Origin of the sequence: Paraflavitalea sp. CAU 1676, assembly GCF_029223285.1 — a bacterium.
Lineage (GTDB): Bacteria > Bacteroidota > Bacteroidia > Chitinophagales > Chitinophagaceae > Paraflavitalea.
Window position 1 is genome coordinate 12,719 of record NZ_JARHUJ010000015.1, and the last position, 19,950, is coordinate 32,668.

Here is a 19,950-nt window from a genome sequence, read left to right on the forward strand (position 1 = left end):
GGAGGAGCTTGTGCCGTTGTGTGAATGCCTTCGATAAACGATGTATGTTTCCTGCTATTTGAGCAATGGCTGCATTGTTTCTGTTATCTTGTGAACCGATCATTATTTCCACACATGAAAAATATTGCCCTCACGCTTTTCTTGTTTCCTTCTTTGTTACAGGTTGTGGCGGCGCTGGCTCAACAAAAGGCTGGTCCCTCCAGGCAACCTACCAATATCATCCTGATCGTGGCCGACGATCTCGGTTATGGTGACCTGGGTTGCTATGGTCAAAAGAAATTTACCACTCCCAATATCGATAAGCTGGCCGCTACCGGTATGCAGTTTACCCAGTTCTATTCCGGTACTACCGTGTGCGCCCCCTCGCGCGCCAGTCTTATGACCGGCCTGCATACAGGGCATACTGCTATCCGGGGCAACCGGGGTTTCAAGCCAGAAGGGCAATTCCCGCTGCCCGATTCGGCGCTCACCATTGCGGCTGTATTGAAGAAGGCCGGCTATGCCACCGGAGCATTCGGCAAATGGGGTATGGGGTATCCCGGTTCTAGCGGCGAGCCGTTGAAGCAGGGCATCCAACGTTTTTATGGATACAATTGCCAGTCGCAGGCGCACAACTATTTTCCCGATCACTTGTGGGATAATGACCGCCGGGTAGAGTTTCCCGGTAATATAACCAGTGATTCCCTGTACTCGCCCGACAAGATCCATTCAGAAGCGATGAAGTTCTTACAAGAGAACAGCAGGAAACCTTTCTTTCTCTTTCTGCCTTATACGCTTCCACATGCCAAACTGGAGCTGCCTCATGATGACAGCGTATACAATCATTACGTAAAAGCCTACGACGATATACCAACGCCTCCGGGTGCGCCCTCCAAAGGAGTGATCAAGGGTGTTTATCCACATGCGGCCTTTGCCGCCATGGTATCGAGGCTCGATCGTTATGTGGGAGAAGTTTATCGGTATGTGCAGCAAAATGGCTTGGCTGAGAACACGCTCATCATCTTTACCAGTGATAACGGTCCGCACCGGGAAGATCATGGTGACCCGGAATTCTTCAACAGCAACGGCGGGTTGCGGGGCATCAAACGTGATATGTATGAAGGCGGTATCCGCGTACCCTTTATTGCCAGCTGGAAAGGGAAGATCAAAGCGGGCGTTAAGAATGAACAGCCGGCTGCCTGGTGGGACCTGTTCCCTACGTTTCAGGAGCTGGCGAATATCATGGTATGGAAACAGATCGATGGCATCTCAATCATTCCGGCATTGACCGGTAAGCCGCAGCGTGCGCATAATTATTTCTATTGGGAGTTTCATGAGCAGGGTGGCAAGCAGGCCGTGCGTTGGGGAAAATGGAAAGGCGTGCGCCTGAATGTGTCGAAAGAGGCAGACGGACCTATGGAGCTGTACGACCTGGCGGCCGATCCTGCGGAGAAGAATAATATAGCTGCCGCTCACCCGGAGATCGTTAAGCAGATAGCGGCTTATATGCAGGAAGCCCATGTGCCCGATGCACAATGGCCCTTACTGGCGGGAGAGAATAAGGCGAACAGCAGCGTGGGTTTGGAAAGGTGAGCGTATTATATTCATTCAATCCTGTAAATGCTGATCTCCTCAATGGCTTGCCGCGACCAGGTAGATCGAAATCCAAAATGACCGGTCGTTAATGGGGCAGGATCTTTCCAGGTAAAGTATGGAATACCGTTCACAATAAACTGCGTCAGTCCATTCAGCACGATGGTTTGCGCCCTATAAAAGCTGTTGGCCTGCAGCAGGTGGTCTTTATCGAGCCATTCCTGTAGCAACGGTTTGTTGCCGTTGCCTTCATATTTACGAAATCTTGTTGTGGTATTTGTATTGCCTCCCATACCCACATAATAAAGTTGTAAAGAGTCGTACGTTTCAAAAACGCCATTCCGCGAAAAGTGTTGTGGGTTGCGTGGATCACTGGCCATCCAGAATTGATTGAGGTCCGACAGGCGATCGTTTGCTCCACCTTCTATCACCACGGTGCGCCGGTATTCTATCAGGATATTTCCTTCCAGCTTTTTATTCAACCATACCGTGACACCGTTTTTAGTATCGATGATCAGCTGCCCATTCTTCGTATACACTGATGATGCCGCCGCGGGCATCATTTCAACGCGCCAGGTATTGGCATCGAGTGGCTGGCTAAAGTCGTCACGGAACAGCAGCTCCTTCTTTTTATAAGGAATAGTGTCCTGCGCAATTAGGTTTTGCCGGCTGGCAGCCAGCAGAAAGCAGATCAGTATTAGGCGGGTGGTATGTGAGCTACTTAGTTGGGTCATTCTATTTCCACTTCACTCAGTATGATGCCTTCATCGAGCAGGTAGATCTTGAGAGTCGAGTAGCCGGTTGCTGAAACGGTATGCGTGGTTTTACCGAGCGAGTATCCGCGCAAAACGTTCTGGTCCCAGGGCTGCGCATCCGCTTCGGCATGCAGGTTGACGATCTGCGGTTTTTCGTCATTGATAGCGATCGCATATCGAAGTTTGCCGCTGCCGTTAACGCTTTGTGTAGGTACACATTTTACTTTGATGGTGTGGCTGCCCGGTGTCAACTTGAACTGATATATGGTGAAGGGCTGATTGGTGAAGCTCGTGTCGAATTGCGGGGCCCGGGTTACGCGGGTAACACCTGCTCTGTTCAAGCCGAGTCCGATCACGGCAGCTACGCCACGTACCTTGTGGTAGTCGTACGAGGTTGCCGGGAATGTATAGGCTTTAGAGGGAGTGGTGGCAACAGCAGCCGGGCCTTTATGTTTTGCACTGTCGATCATGGCTTGTGTGGCTACGCGTGGCATGTTGAATACCGGCAGGTCGCGCGGATGCCAGCTCATCATATCTTTCCACTTGCCGCCCGAAATGCTATCGTTGTAAACGGCAGTGAGTGCCTTGATATTTTCAAAGGCCGCCTGTGCTTCTGCTGCATAATATAAGGCGCTATCCTTGCCAGCGGCGGCGAGTGCCAGACTTTTTCGGGCGAGTAATATTTTCCGGTTCATCTGGGCCGAAGCGGCGATGGGGTATAAGATCAACTGATAATAAGCATCTTTCAACCGGGGTGGTATGCGCTTGTACAGGTCTTTCGCTTTCCATTGCAGCTGGCGATAGTCGTCGACCCTTTTGTCGAGTTGAGCATCGGTGAAGGCAATACGATCAAGGTGTTCGGGTTTGCCGGCATTGGCAAGCAGGTAATATTCCGATTTAAGGGTGGCAACCTCAATGGCTTGCCTGCGGCCGAAGGTCTCCCGGGCCCAGTGGTAATCATAAGTATAAGCATCGTTGGGTTGCCATTTGCCGACATTCCAGGCGAGGTCCATCGCAAAGGAAATTTCCATTTCGGCAGGTTTGATGTCGCCTACATTAAATACCCATAGCTTCTTAGCGCCGTGATCGTAGGCCCGGTTCATTTCATAGGAGATCAATGAGGGAGAGATGGTACTTAACCACAGGTAGTCTTCGGGTTTGCCCCAGTACGACAGGTGATAATAGACACCGCTTCCGCCGTTGCGTTGTTGCTCCCTGGCGCCGGATAGCTGTCGCAGGTAACCATGGTTGTCATCGGCCCACACGATAGTAATGTCTTCCGGCAACTGCATGTTGTTGCGGTAGATGGTGAGCACTTCTTTATAGGGGCAAAATATTTGGGGTACTTTTTCGATCGATTGCTGCAGGCTGGTGCTCAGCAGGTGCCGCTGGTCGGTAATGATCTGCTCCAGCAGCTTTACTTTTTCGGGAATGGAATTGGGCCCTGGCATGTGACCGTCGTGAATGCCCCGCATGCCAACGGTATACGTAGAAGGATTGCCAGCCGATTGCTTCACCCTGTCTTCCCAGTAATGATAGATCTCATTCTTGTTGAGGTCGTATCGCCACTCACCGGGCTTCTTGCCGTATTCATGTTCAAAGTTCTCCGACCATTCAAACACATTGTTGCGCAACATCGGTTCGCAATGGCTGGAGCCTACGACGATGCTGTAATCTTTAGCCAGCTTTGGGTTTTCGGGATAATAGTAAAATGCTTTGGTACAGGGATGCATGCCGGGCCAGATATAATTTGCTTTAAGGCGCAGCAGTAGTTCAAACACTTTTTCGTACGTACGGGGGCCAATATCCTTTACATCCTTATCGAGGTGCCGCGCTGCCCAGGGCTGCAGGCCCCAGTCTTCATCATTGATGAAAATACCACGGTACTGTACGGAGGGTGGCCCCTGTACACTACTGCCACGTGTTACATAAAGCGATTGGCGGCGTTCCGGATGCACATCGGCCCACCAGCTCCAGGGCGATACGCCCATCATGCGGCAAAATTCAAATACACCAAAAGCAGTGCCCCGTGCATCGCTGCCGATGATCACCAATGCTTGTTGTAATGGAGGTAACGGTTTATCGACTACTGATACGCTGAAGGTTTCCCATTGACCGGCAATTCCAACAGTGCTGACCTTATTTTGTTGAGCGAGCTGGTCAATAAGCGATGATTGGCCAATGGTGCCGATGATCACGGCAAGGGATGTATTCGAAGGCAGCTCCTGCTGAATAGCTGGAAGCTGACCGGTAATGGTCTGTATATCTTTTTGAAGCGCTGCGGCGGCGATCTGAACGACCCGGCTTGCCGGCGGTTCCACGACGATAACGGCGGCATTGCTTTTGTGTACCAGGGGGAAATAACCCGAACGGTGGGAGTCACTCACGGAGATCTGCGGGCCTTTTTGGGCGTTGGTTGCCAGCAGGCTGCACAGCAAGGTGATTAGCAGGAAGGTTTGTTTCATACAGGCAAGTTGTCTGGTGTGGAAATTACACTTAATTGGTCAGAATCCATCCTGTAGCTACAGGATGGTTGAGCCCCCGGCTTCTGTTACATTGCGATCATAGTAATCCGACTTATTCATAAATTCTACGATTGCATGTTTACCAGGATCCTGCTTGCTGCTGTGCTGCTTTCCTCCTTTTGCTGCTCTCTTACTGCCCAAACCGGCATGGGTACTGTGAAAGGGAGTTTTACCAGAAATCATAATACCATTCAGCTTACGACAACTACTGCGCGCCTCCAGCTCGAATTCTGCACACCAGGCATGGTGCGCATACGCAGCAGCTGGAGCGGATCGTTTGAGCCAAACGAGAACCTGATGGTGGTGCAATACCAATGGCCTTCTGTAGCGTTGCAAATAAAAGATACAAAAGAATATACAGGTTTCGCAACGGCGCAACTGCAGGTACGGGTATACAAGTCGCCCGTACGTATAGATATCTATAACGCGGCCGGCAAGCTGCTGTCGTCCGAAAAATTGCCGGCTGGCAGGGCAGGTGGTATGGTTACGCAAGGTGATACGGTGAGTTGTACCAGAGTTTGTCAGCCCGATGAGCAGTTCTTCGGTTTCGGCGAGCGCATGGATTTCCTGAACCGCCGGAGTAAACAAGTGAACCTCAATGTGGGTCGCGGCAAAGGGTTGCCCCATGCAGTAGGGGCCTACAATGTGCTCGAGGCCAACTATTCGCCCATTCCCTTTTTCATGAGTACACAGGGATACGGCATCTTTTTGCATAACTCCTTTGCCAGCTCCTGGGATATGGGGGCTACCTACGAAGATGCGCATCGCTTCACCGCCAATGGTGGCGAGCTGGATTACTATTTTATCTACGGGCCCAGGTTCCCCGCTATCCTGGAGCAATACACGGCACTTACGGGACGCTCGCCCTTATTACCGCGTTTTGCGCTGGGTTTGCAGGTGGGTACCTATTCGGGCGGCACCTGGGGGCATGAGCAAAATACATCCGATGCTTATGTGATCGCCCTGGCGCGCAAGCTGCGGGAGATGGGTATACCCGTCGACCTGTTGTGGCTCGATTCTACCTGGCGCATCTTCGGTAAAAATGGGGGCAAGGGGGCCACTTCCTTCGAATGGCGGGAAACCTTTTCCAATCCCAAGGGTATGTTCGACAGCCTGTATGCGATGGGCTTTAATATGGTGGGATTGCATTTGCGTCCGCGTTTCGACAATGGTAATAAGATCCGTTTGCTTGATACGGCCCAGCAACTGGGGTTCACCTATAAGGAAGGTAATTATGCCGGAGAGTTCGTAAACTTCTTCGATTCGAATGCCGTGAACTTCTGGTGGCAAAGCGGCGTGATGCGGGTGGCCTCCATTGGCGCACGTTTCCTGAAAACAGATGAAGGCAGTGCGTTTGGGCACCTGGCCAATGAGAGCGACAAGGTGGGGCCCACCGGAAAAGCCGTCGAAAAACTGCACAACGTATTCCCGGTGGCCTATGCCAAAGCGCCTTATGAAAAGTTTCAACAATTCAATGGCATCCGTGGACTGAACCAAACACGAGAGGGCTATGCCGGCATTCAACGATATCCGTACATTTTTGCGGGCGACTGGCCCAGCGAGTGGCAGTATTTCCCGGCGGTGATCAAAGCGGGTTTGAATATCGGCGTATCGGGCGTGGGCTTTTGGGCGCATTGCATGGGCGGCTTTGAGCATGATGCTGATCCGGAGTTGTATGTGCGCTGGTGCCAGTTTGGAATGCTGAGTCCGGTAGCGACGGTGTTTGGAATGGATCATCCCGGCTATAAGGAGCCCTGGAACTATGGCGCCGATGGCTTGCGCAATTTTAAGAAATACGATTCATTGCGGTATAGCCTGTTGCCTTACCTGTACAGCAATACCTGGGTTCAATACAAAACAGGTCTGCCGCTGATGCGTGCGTTGGTGTTGCAGTACCAGGATGATAAGAATGTGCATGAGATCGGCGATCAGTATTTGTTGGGCGATAACTTGCTGGTGTGCCCGGTCACGACCAAGGGTGCTCAAACAAGAACGGTATACCTGCCCGCAGGAGATTGGTTCGATTACTGGACGGGCAAGTCATATAGTGGCCGACAATACATTCACGTGGTAACGCCGCTCGATATCATGCCGATGTTTGTAAAAGCGGGCAGTATTATACCGCGCCAGCCGGTGATGAATTATGTAGGCGAACGGCCGGTGCCCCAACTTACGCTTGAAGTGTACCCCGGCAATGGAACCTTCGAAGTGTATGAAGATGATGGAAGAAGCCTGGCTTACCAGCAAGGGAAGTATTCACTGGTGAAGCTGGAAACAGCCATGACAGGAAAGGACCTTCGGTTAAATATAGGCAAGGCAATTGGGAACTACCCATCAACCATAAAAAGTTACCTGGTTGGCTGGCGCGCTGTTCAGCAACCTGCCAAAGTATTCGTCAACGGCGTTGAACGGAAGCCTGCCGCATCCAAAGAAACCGCCGGTGAAGATGGTTACTACTATGATAAAGCGCAGCAACAGTTGTGGCTGCCGGTGAATAAAGGTTCCATGCAACCGGCTTCGGGTCAAGATGCCGAAATAAGGGTAACGTTTTAGGGAATATGGAACTGTTGAAAGGATTGCACCTCCTGCTGTTGCCGAAGGGCCGGTTTACTCCTTCTTGTCTGGTGGTTTGGGTGAAGAATGGAGCCGTTGATCCTGTTTTGCCTGTATGGTATGAACGGCTTCTATCAATGCTTCCATATTCTCATAAAAGAAAAAGAGATGACTTCGTTCAGAGCCTTCGTCGTAAAGACTGGGGCTTTTGCCCAATGCGGTGACCAGCCATTCCCACAAAATATCTTTCGCTTCCTGTAACTGATAGTTATCGCAAAACTTGGCAAATACGACCATCGGATGGCTGGCCGGTTCTTTGAATGGCTGCCTGCCATCAGGAGCCTTATCGATAGGTTTATTCTTCTTTTGCATGACCAAAGTGTTGTTGATAGAGTACGGGAAAGGATGCTACAAAAAGAAGGGCCCACACACCATTTTACAAGTGGTGAGCCCCCAGAGCCTAAAACCAGGGTAGTGATAAAGAACAGCTCGGTTAATATCTTGTATCGCATTACTGCTGATAATAGAGCCAGCCCGGCCGGAGACGGCTTATCTACAGCAATACAATAAATGCATTAAAAATGGGTGATCGTGTACTGGTTGGGTAGACTGGGAAGTGAGAATTCCCAGTGGCATAAGTAACTGGAACAAATGTACAGCAGGATATTGATACGGTCAAAAAAGACCTCTTCTTTTTTCTGTTAAATAGCACTTATTTTTAAAATCTCCCGAATATAGCTCAAATTGGGGCTAATGCATACCGTGAGTAGGGTATTGTTATTGATTCATCATCTTTTTTACCAGGTTGCCCAATGTCTTTAGTCCTTTCTCTACCTTGTCATTCCAGGGGCTTCCGTAGCCTATCCGCATATAGTTGGAATAATTGCAGCTGTTACTGAATATCCTGCCGGGTGCAATGGATATCTGGTGTTTCAGCGCTTCGGTGCACAACTCGTAAGTATCCACTTTGGGATTCAACTCTACCCATAGTACAAAGCCACCCTGCGGCCTGGATATCCGGGTGTCTTCAGGAAAATATTGCATGATACCTTGTATATACCGCAGGCTTTGGGTGTGCAGCGCCTTGCGCAGGTTTTTAAGATGGTATTCGTACCGGCCAATGCTGAGGAAGTGCGCAACTGCTACCTGGGTAAGGGTAGGGCTGCTGATGGTGTGCATTTGTTTCAGCGAGCTTACCTGTTCAAGGTACTGACCAGGCAGCACCCAGCCGATGCGGTAGCCTGGGGCCAGCGACTTCGAAAGGGAGGAGCAGTGGATCACCAGTCCCTTTGTATCGTAGTACTTGCAAGTCTTGGGTCGATGGCGGCCAAAATATAATTCACCGTAGATGTCGTCTTCTATTAAAGGAATGTTGTGCTGTGTGATGATCTCCACCAGCTTTTTCTTGTGCTCATCGGGCATGCAGCTGCCTGCCGGATTGTTGAAGTTGGGTACGAGGATCACAGCCTTGACGCGCAGGTCACGGATCGCTTGTTCGAGGCAGGGGAGGTCGGGCCCGGTGGCCGGGTCGGATGATATCTCCACAACCTTCAATCCCAGGTTTTCTATCACCTGGTATATACCAAAATAAGCAGGCGACTCCACTGCCACGGTATCGCCGGGTTTGGTAACGGCACGCAGGCTGAGGGCGATCGCTTCCATACAGCCTGTTGTGACGATCACTTCTTCGGGACTTACCTTACCACCCCAGTTGAAAGCGAGTCGCGCAATCTGCTTGCGCAGTTCGGGGTTGCCTTCGGTGTTTTCATAACCTATGCAATGATCTTTGCCATTGCGCAGGGCATGTACAACTGATTTGTTGAGCTTGGCGGTAGGCAATAGTTCGATGGCGGGTGAGGCAAGGGCAAAGTTGGTCACATTGTCGGAGGCCGTGCTTTTCAGGATCCGCATCACCATTTCCTGTACCGTAACGTCGGTGGTTACCGGTTCGGGCTGCAGCATTTGCGGCACGGCGGGGAACCGCCGGTGGTTGAACCGTACATAGTAGCCGGATTTGGGGCGGGCCTCGATCAGGCCCTTGCCTTCGAGGTGATAATAAGCCTGGAAGGCCGTGCCCATACTGATACCATATTCTTCGCTCAACACCCTCACCGAAGGGAGTTTATCGCCAATGCGCAGTATCTCGCCGGCAATCATTTTTTCAATGCCGTCGGCTACCTGCAGGTAGATATGATCGTCGGAGGTGAAGTTCGCTTTGCCCATGACCTGAGTGATCTGATATAGTCAAATGTAACGAAATTTGATCTATTCGGCGGTAGAGGGGCGGGAGGCCGGCAATGTTTTCACCGTACCATCGGGATAGCCGATCACGAACTGGGTGGCCATTCCTATAAAGAGGCCATTATCGACCACACCGGGCAGGGTATTGAGTGCTGTATTCAAGGCCGCCGGGTCGATGATCTGGTTGAAGTGTGCGTCGAGTATATAATGTCCGTGATCAGTAAGGAGTGGTTGTCCGTCTTTCAGGCGCAGCTGGCTGCTTACGCCATAGCGCTGTTCTATGAAACGCTGTACCTGCTTCCAACCGAAGGTGATCACCTCTACAGGAAGCGGAAAAGCACCCAGGTGGTCAACCAGCTTGGTATGGTCGGCTATGATGACCAGTTCGCGCGAGGCAGCAGCCACCATTTTTTCCTGCAGCAGGGCGCCGCCGCCGCCTTTGATCAGGTTGCCCTGCGGATCGATCTCGTCGGCCCCATCGATGGTAATATCGATCGAGTCCACATCATTAAGCTCCGCCAGCGGAATGCCTTGTTCCCGGGCCAGTCGAGCAGTATGAGTGGAGGTTGGTACGCAACGGATATCGAGACCGGCCTTTACTTTTTCACCCAGCGCCATAATAAGCCAGTAAGCAGTAGAGCCGGTACCGATGCCAGCCGTCATACCCTGCCTGATGAATTGTGCTGCCTGTTCTCCTACCTTTTTCTTGATGTCCTGGGCCGTGAGCATATAAACATAATTATGAACCCGAAGGTAAATGATTGGGCTCAATGTAATCCGGCGGGCGAGCGGCTTGTCGTGCGCCCACCGGACTGAGAACTACAAATGCGCGATTATTTCAGACACGGAGGGTCGTTTGGTATAGTCGGTATTGTAAAATCGGTAAGTGACCTTCCCGTTTTTGCCGATCACATATACGGCCGGTACCGGCAGGTTGGCCCCGTTACTGCCATTCACTTCATTGAAATCGATCTTGTATTTTTTGTATTGATCGATCGTTGCCTGGTCTACGGCGTATTGCACCTTGTACTGCTGCATGATCTTCAGTCCTTCATCAAACAAAACCGGGTAACTGGCCTTCGTCTTGTCAACCGTCTTTGAAATGTTTTCCGGTTTCTCGGCAGTAATAGCCACCAGCGAGGCCTGCTTGCCGGTGATCAACGAGAGCGAGTCTTCCAGTTTTTTCAGGTAGCGGTTGCAATAGGGACACCAGTAGCCTCGGTAGAAGACCACTACAACCGGCCCTTTTTCCAATTGCTGCTGCAGGGTTATGGTGTTGCCTTGTTGGTCTTTGCCACTAAAGGATGGAGCTGCATCGCCGGGGGCCAGTCCGCCTGCTGGTTGTTGTGCAAGGGATAAACTGGCGGAAAAAATGAGCATCAATAGATAAAAGAGTTTTTTCATGACTATGTTTTTGGTAAAATTAATACCCACAGTACCCGTAAAATGTCGTCTATGCGACAGCTCTGAAAATAGCCAGCGTTTAATCTACCGGTTGAGTCGGCTTCTTAACAAGTGGGTTTCAACGAAGTAAGGTTGTGTGAGAGATACATGTTCAAAAAAAATATTCCTGTGAATAAAAACAAAACCCGCATCCGGCGTGATTTTCGGAGGAATTGGTTAACTTGTATATAACGTCAAATTCAACTGCTATGGAACGAGTGTACAAATACTGTCAGTCCTGCGGAATGCCGATGAAGCGGGACCAACACGGTGGAGGCACCAATCGCGATGGTAGCAGAAACGTCATGTACTGCAGTCATTGCTACGAAGATGGCCGTTTCACCGTCCGCAACATTACAGTTGAGGATATGAAGGTGCAGGTAAGGGGCAAATTAAAGAGCGTTGGCTTCCCCGGTTTTGTAGCCAGCTTTTTTACGCGCAACCTGCACAAACTGGAAAGATGGAAGATCCACACCATGGCTGTGGAATAATGTATGAAACTATCCTCTACGATCTGTATCTCACCCCATTCTGCCACCGCTTCCTGCTGGTGGTAATACCCTCTTTTTGTTAACGGCTGGTTCATTAATGCGGTTTTTAATCCGTTCTAATCCCGTTTTAATCTCCTTCCCTGACTTTGCGGTCCCATTCTTTTTATCCGGCTGATCTCAAACCAGGCATCTGCATGTATGACCGGGGTTTGCACCTGGTTTATACTTGTATCTATGAAGCAAATGTTTGTAAGAGTACGTGGCATACTGAAAACGCTATTCGACAGGATCAACAATGAAACCCTTAAAAGAAACCTGTTACAGGCTATTCCCTTCTGGATCGCTTCGCTCATTACGGGTCTGATCGCCGTTTGTTATGCCGTATTGTTTGGCTGGGCCGAGAATGGCGCTGCCTGGGTGATCCATCACCACGGCTGGTTGATGCTGATCGCAACACCCGCCTGCTTTCTGCTGGCCTGGTGGCTCGTTGCCTGGTTTGCACCCTATGCCCGGGGAAGCGGTATTCCGCAGGTGATAGCAGCCGTTGAACTCACGAACCCGATCACCAACGATAGGGTGAAGGCATTGCTCAGCTTGCGTATCATAGTTGTCAAGATCGTATCAAGCCTCATCATGGTGCTGGGTGGCGCAGTAGTAGGCCGGGAAGGGCCCACCATTCAGATTGCAGGCTCCGTGTTTAGAAAAGTGAATCAATGGTTGCCCGCCTGGTGGCCCAAAATATCACGGCGCAATATGATCAAGGCCGGAGCAGCGGCTGGTTTGGCGGCGGCCTTCAATACACCACTCGGCGGACTGGTTTTCGCCGTTGAAGAATTGACGCGCACCCATATCAGCTATTTTAAAACAGCGCTCTTCACCTCGGTGATCCTTGCCGGTTTAACCGCTCAGGCCCTGCTGGGGCCTTATCTTTATCTTGGTTACCCGGAAGTGAGTAACCTCTCGCATTCCCTCTTTTTTATCGTGATCATGGTGGCCATCCTGGCCGGACTTTCAGGTGCCGGCATGGCCAAGGTGATCCTTTGGGTGCTGGCCTGGGTGAAAGGTTTCAAGAGCAGGTCGAGACATATCCTGTACACGATCATCTGTGCACTCATCATTGCCGTGATAGGTGTTTATTTCGACGAGCGCATGTTTGGCTCGGGTAAAGAGCTCATGACTCACACCCTGTTCACCGGCGATAAAGAACTGCCCTGGTATGTACCCGTGTTCCGGATAGCGGGTTCCATATTGTCGTTCACGACAGGTGGCGCCGGTGGGGTATTCGCTCCGGCGCTGGGGGCAGGCGCCGGCGTAGGATCGGTCGTGGGCGGCTGGTTTCATTTAACAGACGGCAATATGAACGTAGTGATACTGGCGGGCATGGTCGCCTTCCTTACGGGGGTAACCCGCACGCCTTTTACTTCATTTATCCTGGTACTTGAAATGACCGATCGCCACAATGTGATCTTCCACCTCATGCTGGCCGGTATGGTATCGAGCCTCGTATCCTTCCTCGTCGACCGCCATTCATTTTATGATCACCTCAAACATATATACAAGAAAGAGCTTACACATGAACCGTTGCCGGCCAGTTAAGAGGAAAGGGCAGTTGTCGGGATTGTCGTAAATTTGCCTTATAAAACAGCATCGATCATGGGCGTTCTGCGACAACTGGCCGAGTACTTCTTTATCAGGAAAAGAGATCCTAAAGCTCCACATACCCAGTGGATGAAATACATGCATGGTATTAATCGCATCTCCCTCTTCATGTTCATCGTAGCATTGATCGTCATAATACTTAAGCTGTTCATCCTGAAAAAACATTAGTTCAGCAGTTGTTTTTAATCTCGTTTTAATGTGTGCCTCACTGTGGCACCTGATTTGCTATCTAACATTTTAATCTAAACGAAGTACGCTTCTTTCACATTTTCATTTACATTTGCCTCACCCCTTAAAGTCGTATACCCATACGTTCTGATATCCTCTGTATTAAAAGTCCTGTACAATCTATGTCTGCTGAAACTCCACACACCTGGTCGTTCCCGGTGAACCCACTACACTAAGCACTTTTAAATAGTATTCTACATGAAAACTTTCTACAAATGCCTGTTTGTATTAATGGGTATGCTATGTATTGCCGGTGGCCGGTTAAAGGCTCAATCGTTTCCCGCCGGCTTTCAGGCAACGCAGCTGGCCACTGGCCTCAATCCCACCGATATGAAATTTTCGCCCGATGGGCAGTACCTGTTCATTACGGATAAAACCGGTAAAGTGTTCGTGGTCGAAAATGATTTGCTGCGCACATCGCCCTTACTCGATCTGGCGTCGGTTATTTTTACGGATGGTGAAAAAGGATTGACGCATGTTTGCATCGATCCCGACTTTTCGACCAACCATTACGTTTATCTTTATTTCACGGTGAGGGGTAGCAGAACGATCTCTGCCGCCAACAGGATCAGCCGTTTTACGTTTGATCCTGCTACTTACACCTTGGGTAACGAGTTTGTGCTCACGACCCTGCAGGATATGGTTGGCCCCATACATACGGGCGGAGCCATGAACTTTGGGAAAGACGGTAAGCTGTATGTGACCACCGGCGAGTCGAGCCATCCTATCCTCGCGCAGGACTTCCAAAGCCAGCTCGGCAAAATATTACGGATGAACAAGGATGGGTCCATTCCTACCGACAATCCCTTCTACAATGACCTAACCGGCAACCTGCGTTATATCTACGCATTGGGTCTTCGCAATCCTTATGCGGCCGACATTCACCCGGTTACCGGCCGCTACCTGGTTTGTGATGTGGGACAAAACACCTACGAAGAGATCAATGATATTAAACCAAAAGGGAATTATGGCTGGCTGACTATAGAAGGCCCTATCCAGTCGGGTACAACACCCCCCGATAACTATCAGAATCCGATCCTGTATTACGATCATGACGAAGGTTGCGCTATTGTAGGTGGCGTGTTTTATGCGCCGGCCAACCCTTCCTTCCCGGCCGAATATGTAAACAAGTTCTTCTACGGCGATTATTGCAACGCCACTATTAAAGTAATGGACCCCGATAGCTATCAGGTAATGGGTACATTCGGTTCGGGCCTTAAACGCCCGGTGGCCTTTGCCGTAAAACCCAGTGGTGAGTTCTACTACCTCGATCGTGGCGGCACTCCGCACTCGGGCGAAGAAGATGTGGATGGCATCCTGTGGAAAGTGACGTATACCGGTTCGCTGGCCCCAGTGATAGGAGCGCAACCGCAAACGACCATTGTATCAGTTGGCGGCACAGCTTCGTTCTCCGTACTTGCCAACGGTCTTGGACTTACTTATGAGTGGATGAAAGATGGAACGCCGATCCCGGACTCCGATTCATCGTCGGTTGTTTTGCCGAATGTAGTGTTGACGGATAGCGGTGCGCTGATCACCTGCAAAGTGACCAATGGTTTTGGACAAGCGATCAGTCAGCCGGCGGTACTACGGGTAACCTCCAGGCTGCCACCAGTGCCGCTCATTAACCTGCCCGTTGCCGGCATTACTTATGTGGCCAATTCAACAATGCAGTATAGTGGAATGGCAACGGATGACGTAGACGGCCTCCTTCCTGCCAATAAATTAACCTGGAAGATCGATTTCCACCACGATACCCATTACCACCCGGGTCTGGATGCAACGCCCGGCAATGTGGCCAGTGGTTCTTATTTCCTGCCGGGTAATATTGAAGTGTCGGACACGGTATGGTACCGTATTTACCTCACGGCCGAGAACAGTCTTGGGTTGAAAGCAACGGTATATCGTGAAGTATATCCGGAAAAGGTGACGTTGCGCATACGTTCGATGGTGAATGGTCGGCTGGCTGCCATTCCGATTAACCTGGATGGTACCATTTCCGAACCGCAAACCGACAAATTGAGTGTGAAGGGGGTAAGCCGCAGCATCAATGCGCAGGCTACCTACACGGTGAATGATACCCTGTTTACTTTTGTAGGATGGGGTAATGGCAATACCTATCCCGCACTCAATATCGTTACACCCAATGCGGATACCACAATTACGGCATTGTACCACAAAAGCTTCGTGTTTGCCGGTGAGGGATTGAAAGGCGAGTATCGTACGAACTCTACCAGCTTTACCGGACCCGTTACGCTCACGCGTATCGACCCGGCCATCAATTTCTCCTGGCCTGAATCGCCCGGACCAGGCATGAGCCAGAATAATTTTACCGTGGTTTGGGAAGGGTACGTGCAGCCAAGAACAAGCGGTGCGTACACTATCTACCTGGATAATAATAAGAGTCATGCGGAACTGTTCTTCAATGACGCCATGCTGATCGACAGGAATCCGGGCGGTTCTATCGGCGGCGATAAGGCAGTTGTGAACCTTACCGCCGGTTCCAAATACAAGGTTCGCATCCAGTATTGGGCAGGCTATTACGACACTTCAACGATCAACCTGCAGTGGAGTGGCCCGCGCGTGTTCAAGCAGGTGATCCCTGTGACTTCCATGTATACCCTCGAATCGGCCCTGCCGGTGATATTCTCCGAATTTACGGTGCGCCCCGTTAATGCCCAGTTGCAGCTGAATTGGAAAGTGGAGCAGGAAAGCCATGTAAAAGGATATGCCGTAGAAAGGCGTAGATCGGGTGCAGGCGCCTTCGAAACCATCGCCTTCTTCGACGCCACCGGTACCGATCGCTATCAGTATGCCGATAAGGAGGTACAGGCCAATACGCTTTACCAATACCGGATCCGGGAAGATGACCTCGATGGCCGCTCAACGTATTCGGCCATCCGGAATGGCCGGTTGAGTGGTGGCGTTGATTTTGATTATATCATCGTACCCAATCCGGTAGATGTGAACAGGCAGGTGCAGTTGGTGTTCACGCAGGCCGTAGGGGTGGCCGAAGTGCAGTTGATAACACCCGATGGCAAGGTGTTGCAGCAACAAAGGATGACCGCGGCCGGACAAACCATGAGTTTGCCGCTCAAAGGAGTGGCGGCAGGCACTTATTACCTGAAAGTAATTCAGGGAGGCCAAGTGGTAGTGAAGAAATTGCTGGTGCAATAAACGACCCTATGCTATAAACGAAAAGCGGATCAGCTTCGGCTGATCCGCTTTCTTTTTTATGCCGGCGCGTGGCCCTTTCAGTTCTTATGATCTTGTAAATATTGTACAATGCTGGCGGCTGCCTTGGCCGATGCGTGGCCACCCTGGCTCAGCAATGCTTTCAGTTGCGTGTAGTCGTGTTGTAATTGCTGGCGGCGTTGGGGGTTGTTCAGCAGTTCATTTAGTTCCAGTTTCAGGTTGGCGGCAGTAAGGTCGTTCTGGATCAGTTCCTTTACTACCAGTTTGTCCATGATCAGGTTTACCAGCGAGATGTATTTCACTTTGATGAGCCTTTTGGCGATCTGGTAGGAGATATTGCTGCCTTTGTAACATACAACTTCGGGAACGCCGAAGAGGGCAGTTTCGAGGGTGGCGGTGCCGGAGGTCACCAAGGCTGCCGTCGATTGCATCAGCAGGTTGTAGGTTTTGCCGCTCACGGCCGATACATTCGGGTAACCAGCCAGCAGTCCTTCGTAGAAGGCGTCTTCCTGTCCGGGCGCCTTGGCCACCACAAACTGCAGGGCGGGAAATTCCTTGCTTACTTCGAGCATGATGGGCAGTTTTTTCAGGATCTCCTGTTTTCTGCTGCCTGGCAACAAGGCCACGATGGACTTACCGCTACCGGTAAGGTCTACTGGGGCAGGGGTGTTCTGGCGTTCGGTCACTACTTCCACCAGCGGGTGGCCAACATATTCCACCTCCCAGTTCCATTTATCGTGGTAGTAGTCTTTTTCGAAAGGGAGGATCACCAGCATCTTGTCGATGCATTGTTTCATCTTCTTTACACGGTTCTCTTTCCAGGCCCATACCTGGGGGGAGATATAATAAATAACGGTAATACCCTGTTCTTTGGCCCATTCGGCAATGCGGAGGTTGAAACCGGGATAGTCGATCAGGATAAGCGTATCGGGTTTGGAAGCGAGGATATCCTCTTTACACAATTTGAGGTTGCGCAGGATGGTGCCCAGGTTCATGACCACTTCAATAAATCCCATGAACGCGAGGTCGCGGTAGTGTTTCACGAGCTCGCCGCCGGCGGCCTGCATAAGATCGCCGCCCCAGCACCGGATGGTGGCAGTGGTGTCGAGCTTTTTCAATTCCTTGATGAGATTACTTCCGTGCAGATCTCCCGAAGCTTCCCCGGCTATAATGTAATAACGCATGCTATTCCTAAGGTTTCGGCTGCAATGTAACTAAAAGTCACGGATGCGGTTTACAACGAAAACTTCAGGAGCATAGCGGCAATGGCGTAAACCAGCGTAATGGCAAAGATGCCTTTAGCTGTTTTATCGCGCCGGGTATTGATGTAAATAGTGAAGAGCGCGATGTTTGCAATGAGGCAGGGTACCGATATGGCGGTCACCTGGTTCTTGTTCTGCGCAACGAATGTTAGGAAATCGTTAACGGTATACAGCGGATAAAACTTGGCGTAGTAATAGATCACCAGGCTGAGTAAGGGCGCTATAAAGCCGAGTAAGATGCCAAAGCGGAGGTTGTCTTTTTTGAGCATTAGAATTTCCACATTTTTTGCAGTTTGTCCTTAAGAACGTAATTCGTCAGATCAAATTGTACGGGTACCACACTCACGTAATTATTTTCCAACGCCCATACATCGGTGTCCTTCCCTTTATCGAAATTGACGAACTCGCCGGTGAGCCAGTAGTATTTTCTGCCATTGGGGTCCTTGCGCTCCAGGAAGTCTTCCTCGTATTTGGCATATGCCTGGCGGCAGATACGGATACCCTTGATGAGTTTTTCTTCTACTGCCGGGAAGTTCACATTGAGCACGGTATGCTTGTCGGCCTTGCGTTTCAGCATCTGCTCCACGATGATGCGGGCATATTTGCGCGCGGCATCGAAATTGGCTTCAATGCTATGGTCGAGCAGGGAGAAGCCGATGGAAGGGATGCTTTCGATGGCAGCTTCCACAGCGGCCGACATGGTGCCGGAGTAAATGACATTGATGGAATGGTTGGCGCCATGGTTGATGCCGCTGATACAGAGATCGGGCTTGCGGTGCAGTACCTTATCGACCGCCAGCTTTACACAATCTACCGGAGTGCCGGTACACTGGTAAGCTTCTATGCCTTCAAAATATTGAACTGGGGTGAGGCGGAGGGGCTGGCCGATGGTGATGGCATGTCCCATGCCCGATTGGGGTTTGTCGGGGGCTACTACCACAATCTTACCGAGATCTTTAACAGCTTCCACCAGGTTGCGTATACCAGGGGCGGTAACGCCATCGTCGTTGGTGACCAGGATAACAGGTTCGTCTTTTTTCTTCGCTTTGGCCATATTGAATTTTGAACAGGGAACAAAAGTGCTAAATATTTCTATCAGCACAAAAAGAAAGCGTTAGCACGCCTGATGGGTTAAGGATAACTTTCGGCAGTATTACGGGCAGGAACAAGTTGTGTGCAGTTCAGGCAGGCTGCCAGTGCAGCGGTTGCGAAGCGATCTGCCGGATGTCGGGCACAGTATAGATCACAGAACCCTCTGCCGTGTTGTGGACAGCATAGATCAGTGCATTGATCATTTGGCCGATGGTCACCAGGCCCTGTTCGCGTGCCTGGTTGCGGCTGGCGGGAAAAAGCGATGCGAGGCCGTAGAAGGGCAGCAACAGAACGGGCCACCAATGCCCCGGTCCCAGAACATACCAGGGCCTGATGATGGTACTGGGAATGCAGGTGTGGGTAATTAGTTTTTCGCCCATGGCGCGCACGAGCTGATATTCTTTCATGAGCTGGCTGGGGTATTGGCTCACACTCATATAAATAAAATGCTGCACATGAGCCAGGGAAGCGGCGAGGGCGGCTTCGCGGATAGAGACGCCGTCGATGGCCCGGAAAGCTTCTTTTTTGCGGGGAGAGGGGTGGGGAACACCTACCAGGTGAATGAAAATGCAGTGCTCCGGCACCAGGTGTTGGTAGGTAGCCGCGTCCAGGGCATTACCGATCACGGCCTCGCAGCCAGGCGGCAGTTTGTGGGCTGATTGCTTGCGGATCAACGCTTTAACGTGAAAGTCGCCTTCTTTCAGCAAGGCTTTGATCAGCCTTTTTCCAATATATCCGGTACCACCGGTTATGAAAATCTCCTTCACGGCAATTCGGTTTATTAAGTATACGAAATGCGGGGTAGGATTGGTTTTCAAGCCTGCCCCGCATTTTGGGCCCGGCAGGCCGGATTTTTCCACAGCGGGATGGAAATCCGGACGCTATGCGCTACCTTTGCCGCCGATTAAAAAAGGGTACGTTTCCTCCGGGAAAC

General features: G+C 50.9%; 16 protein-coding genes. 6 read left to right on the forward strand and 10 right to left on the reverse strand.

Annotated features, from left to right (window positions below):
• Nucleotides 1-114 precede the first annotated feature (114 nt).
• Nucleotides 115-1,572, forward strand: coding sequence for an arylsulfatase (locus P2H89_RS34770; RefSeq protein WP_275836084.1), 1,458 nt, complete (start codon nucleotides 115-117; stop codon nucleotides 1,570-1,572).
• Nucleotides 1,573-1,583: 11 nt separating this feature from the next.
• Here P2H89_RS34770 and P2H89_RS34775 read toward each other — a convergent pair whose 3' ends face one another.
• Both P2H89_RS34775 and P2H89_RS34780 read right to left on the reverse strand, forming a co-directional pair.
• Nucleotides 1,584-2,306, reverse strand: a complete 723-nt coding sequence (locus tag P2H89_RS34775) for a DUF6250 domain-containing protein (RefSeq protein WP_275836087.1) — start codon at nucleotides 2,304-2,306, stop codon at nucleotides 1,584-1,586.
• Complete coding sequence (locus P2H89_RS34780; RefSeq protein ID WP_275836089.1) at nucleotides 2,303-4,792, reverse strand: glycosyl hydrolase 115 family protein; 2,490 nt, start codon at nucleotides 4,790-4,792, stop codon at nucleotides 2,303-2,305. Before P2H89_RS34780 ends, P2H89_RS34775 begins: the two co-directional genes overlap by 4 nt.
• Nucleotides 4,793-4,927: 135 nt before the next feature.
• Here P2H89_RS34780 and P2H89_RS34785 point away from each other — a divergent pair, with 135 nt between their 5' ends.
• Nucleotides 4,928-7,405: a TIM-barrel domain-containing protein gene (locus P2H89_RS34785; protein WP_275836091.1), complete on the forward strand. Its 2,478-nt coding sequence runs from the start codon at nucleotides 4,928-4,930 to the stop codon at nucleotides 7,403-7,405.
• A gap of 54 nt (nucleotides 7,406-7,459) precedes the next feature.
• Here P2H89_RS34785 and P2H89_RS34790 read toward each other — a convergent pair whose 3' ends face one another.
• From P2H89_RS34790 to P2H89_RS34805, 4 genes are all read right to left on the reverse strand, one after another.
• On the reverse strand, nucleotides 7,460-7,777 hold the full coding sequence (locus P2H89_RS34790; protein WP_275836093.1) for a hypothetical protein: 318 nt from the start codon (nucleotides 7,775-7,777) through the stop codon (nucleotides 7,460-7,462).
• Nucleotides 7,778-8,182: 405 nt separating this feature from the next.
• Nucleotides 8,183-9,628, reverse strand: coding sequence for a PLP-dependent aminotransferase family protein (locus tag P2H89_RS34795; RefSeq protein WP_275836095.1), 1,446 nt, complete (start codon nucleotides 9,626-9,628; stop codon nucleotides 8,183-8,185).
• A 42-nt stretch (nucleotides 9,629-9,670) separates the two neighbouring features.
• Entirely contained in the window at nucleotides 9,671-10,375 is a 705-nt protein-coding gene (gene rpiA, locus P2H89_RS34800) for a ribose-5-phosphate isomerase RpiA (RefSeq protein ID WP_275836097.1), read from the reverse strand.
• A gap of 90 nt (nucleotides 10,376-10,465) precedes the next feature.
• Nucleotides 10,466-11,050, reverse strand: coding sequence for a peroxiredoxin-like family protein (locus P2H89_RS34805; protein ID WP_275836100.1), 585 nt, complete (start codon nucleotides 11,048-11,050; stop codon nucleotides 10,466-10,468).
• Between the two features lie 248 nt (nucleotides 11,051-11,298).
• On the opposite strand from P2H89_RS34805, the gene P2H89_RS34810 reads away from it, so the two are divergent.
• The 4 genes from P2H89_RS34810 (at nucleotide 11,299) to P2H89_RS34825 (ending at nucleotide 16,644) form a co-directional block, all read left to right on the forward strand.
• Nucleotides 11,299-11,580: a zinc ribbon domain-containing protein gene (locus P2H89_RS34810; RefSeq protein ID WP_275836103.1), complete on the forward strand. Its 282-nt coding sequence runs from the start codon at nucleotides 11,299-11,301 to the stop codon at nucleotides 11,578-11,580.
• A 234-nt stretch (nucleotides 11,581-11,814) separates the two neighbouring features.
• Entirely contained in the window at nucleotides 11,815-13,176 is a 1,362-nt protein-coding gene (locus P2H89_RS34815; RefSeq protein WP_275836105.1) for a chloride channel protein, read from the forward strand.
• Nucleotides 13,177-13,233: 57 nt separating this feature from the next.
• Nucleotides 13,234-13,407 carry a DUF6728 family protein gene (locus P2H89_RS34820; RefSeq protein ID WP_275836107.1) on the forward strand — a complete coding sequence of 58 codons (174 nt, stop codon included), beginning with the start codon at nucleotides 13,234-13,236 and terminating at the stop codon, nucleotides 13,405-13,407.
• Between the two features lie 258 nt (nucleotides 13,408-13,665).
• Complete coding sequence (locus tag P2H89_RS34825; RefSeq protein ID WP_275836109.1) at nucleotides 13,666-16,644, forward strand: PQQ-dependent sugar dehydrogenase; 2,979 nt, start codon at nucleotides 13,666-13,668, stop codon at nucleotides 16,642-16,644.
• A 77-nt stretch (nucleotides 16,645-16,721) separates the two neighbouring features.
• Here P2H89_RS34825 and lpxB read toward each other — a convergent pair whose 3' ends face one another.
• The 4 genes from lpxB to P2H89_RS34845 all read right to left on the reverse strand — a co-directional run bounded on the left by lpxB (nucleotide 16,722) and on the right by P2H89_RS34845 (nucleotide 19,783).
• Nucleotides 16,722-17,846, reverse strand: a complete 1,125-nt coding sequence (gene lpxB / locus P2H89_RS34830) for a lipid-A-disaccharide synthase (protein WP_275836111.1) — start codon at nucleotides 17,844-17,846, stop codon at nucleotides 16,722-16,724.
• Nucleotides 17,847-17,896: 50 nt separating this feature from the next.
• Nucleotides 17,897-18,205 (reverse strand): hypothetical protein, encoded by a 309-nt coding sequence (locus tag P2H89_RS34835; RefSeq protein WP_275836113.1) that lies wholly within the window; start codon nucleotides 18,203-18,205, stop codon nucleotides 17,897-17,899.
• Nucleotides 18,193-18,978, reverse strand: coding sequence for a 5'/3'-nucleotidase SurE (gene surE / locus P2H89_RS34840; protein ID WP_275836115.1), 786 nt, complete (start codon nucleotides 18,976-18,978; stop codon nucleotides 18,193-18,195). The genes P2H89_RS34835 and surE overlap by 13 nt, the downstream gene beginning before the upstream one ends.
• Before the next feature lie 127 nt (nucleotides 18,979-19,105).
• Nucleotides 19,106-19,783, reverse strand: a complete 678-nt coding sequence (locus tag P2H89_RS34845; protein ID WP_275836117.1) for an NAD(P)H-binding protein — start codon at nucleotides 19,781-19,783, stop codon at nucleotides 19,106-19,108.
• Nucleotides 19,784-19,950 lie beyond the last annotated feature (167 nt).

What these genes read in the sequence shown, in the direction of transcription:
- P2H89_RS34790 (WP_275836093.1), bottom strand. Translation starts at nt 7,777, where the DNA reads ATGCAAAAGAAGAATAAACCTATCGATAAGGCTCCTGATGGCAGGCAG.
- lpxB (WP_275836111.1), bottom strand. Translation starts at nt 17,846, where the DNA reads ATGCGTTATTACATTATAGCCGGGGAAGCTTCGGGAGATCTGCACGGA.
- P2H89_RS34780 (WP_275836089.1), bottom strand. Translation starts at nt 4,792, where the DNA reads ATGAAACAAACCTTCCTGCTAATCACCTTGCTGTGCAGCCTGCTGGCA.
- P2H89_RS34775 (WP_275836087.1), bottom strand. Translation starts at nt 2,306, where the DNA reads ATGACCCAACTAAGTAGCTCACATACCACCCGCCTAATACTGATCTGC.
- P2H89_RS34810 (WP_275836103.1), top strand. Translation starts at nt 11,299, where the DNA reads ATGGAACGAGTGTACAAATACTGTCAGTCCTGCGGAATGCCGATGAAG.
- P2H89_RS34815 (WP_275836105.1), top strand. Translation starts at nt 11,815, where the DNA reads ATGAAGCAAATGTTTGTAAGAGTACGTGGCATACTGAAAACGCTATTC.
- P2H89_RS34785 (WP_275836091.1), top strand. Translation starts at nt 4,928, where the DNA reads ATGTTTACCAGGATCCTGCTTGCTGCTGTGCTGCTTTCCTCCTTTTGC.
- surE (WP_275836115.1), bottom strand. Translation starts at nt 18,978, where the DNA reads ATGGCCAAAGCGAAGAAAAAAGACGAACCTGTTATCCTGGTCACCAAC.
- P2H89_RS34825 (WP_275836109.1), top strand. Translation starts at nt 13,666, where the DNA reads ATGAAAACTTTCTACAAATGCCTGTTTGTATTAATGGGTATGCTATGT.
- P2H89_RS34805 (WP_275836100.1), bottom strand. Translation starts at nt 11,050, where the DNA reads ATGAAAAAACTCTTTTATCTATTGATGCTCATTTTTTCCGCCAGTTTA.
- P2H89_RS34770 (WP_275836084.1), top strand. Translation starts at nt 115, where the DNA reads ATGAAAAATATTGCCCTCACGCTTTTCTTGTTTCCTTCTTTGTTACAG.
- rpiA (WP_275836097.1), bottom strand. Translation starts at nt 10,375, where the DNA reads ATGCTCACGGCCCAGGACATCAAGAAAAAGGTAGGAGAACAGGCAGCA.
- P2H89_RS34820 (WP_275836107.1), top strand. Translation starts at nt 13,234, where the DNA reads ATGGGCGTTCTGCGACAACTGGCCGAGTACTTCTTTATCAGGAAAAGA.
- P2H89_RS34795 (WP_275836095.1), bottom strand. Translation starts at nt 9,628, where the DNA reads ATGGGCAAAGCGAACTTCACCTCCGACGATCATATCTACCTGCAGGTA.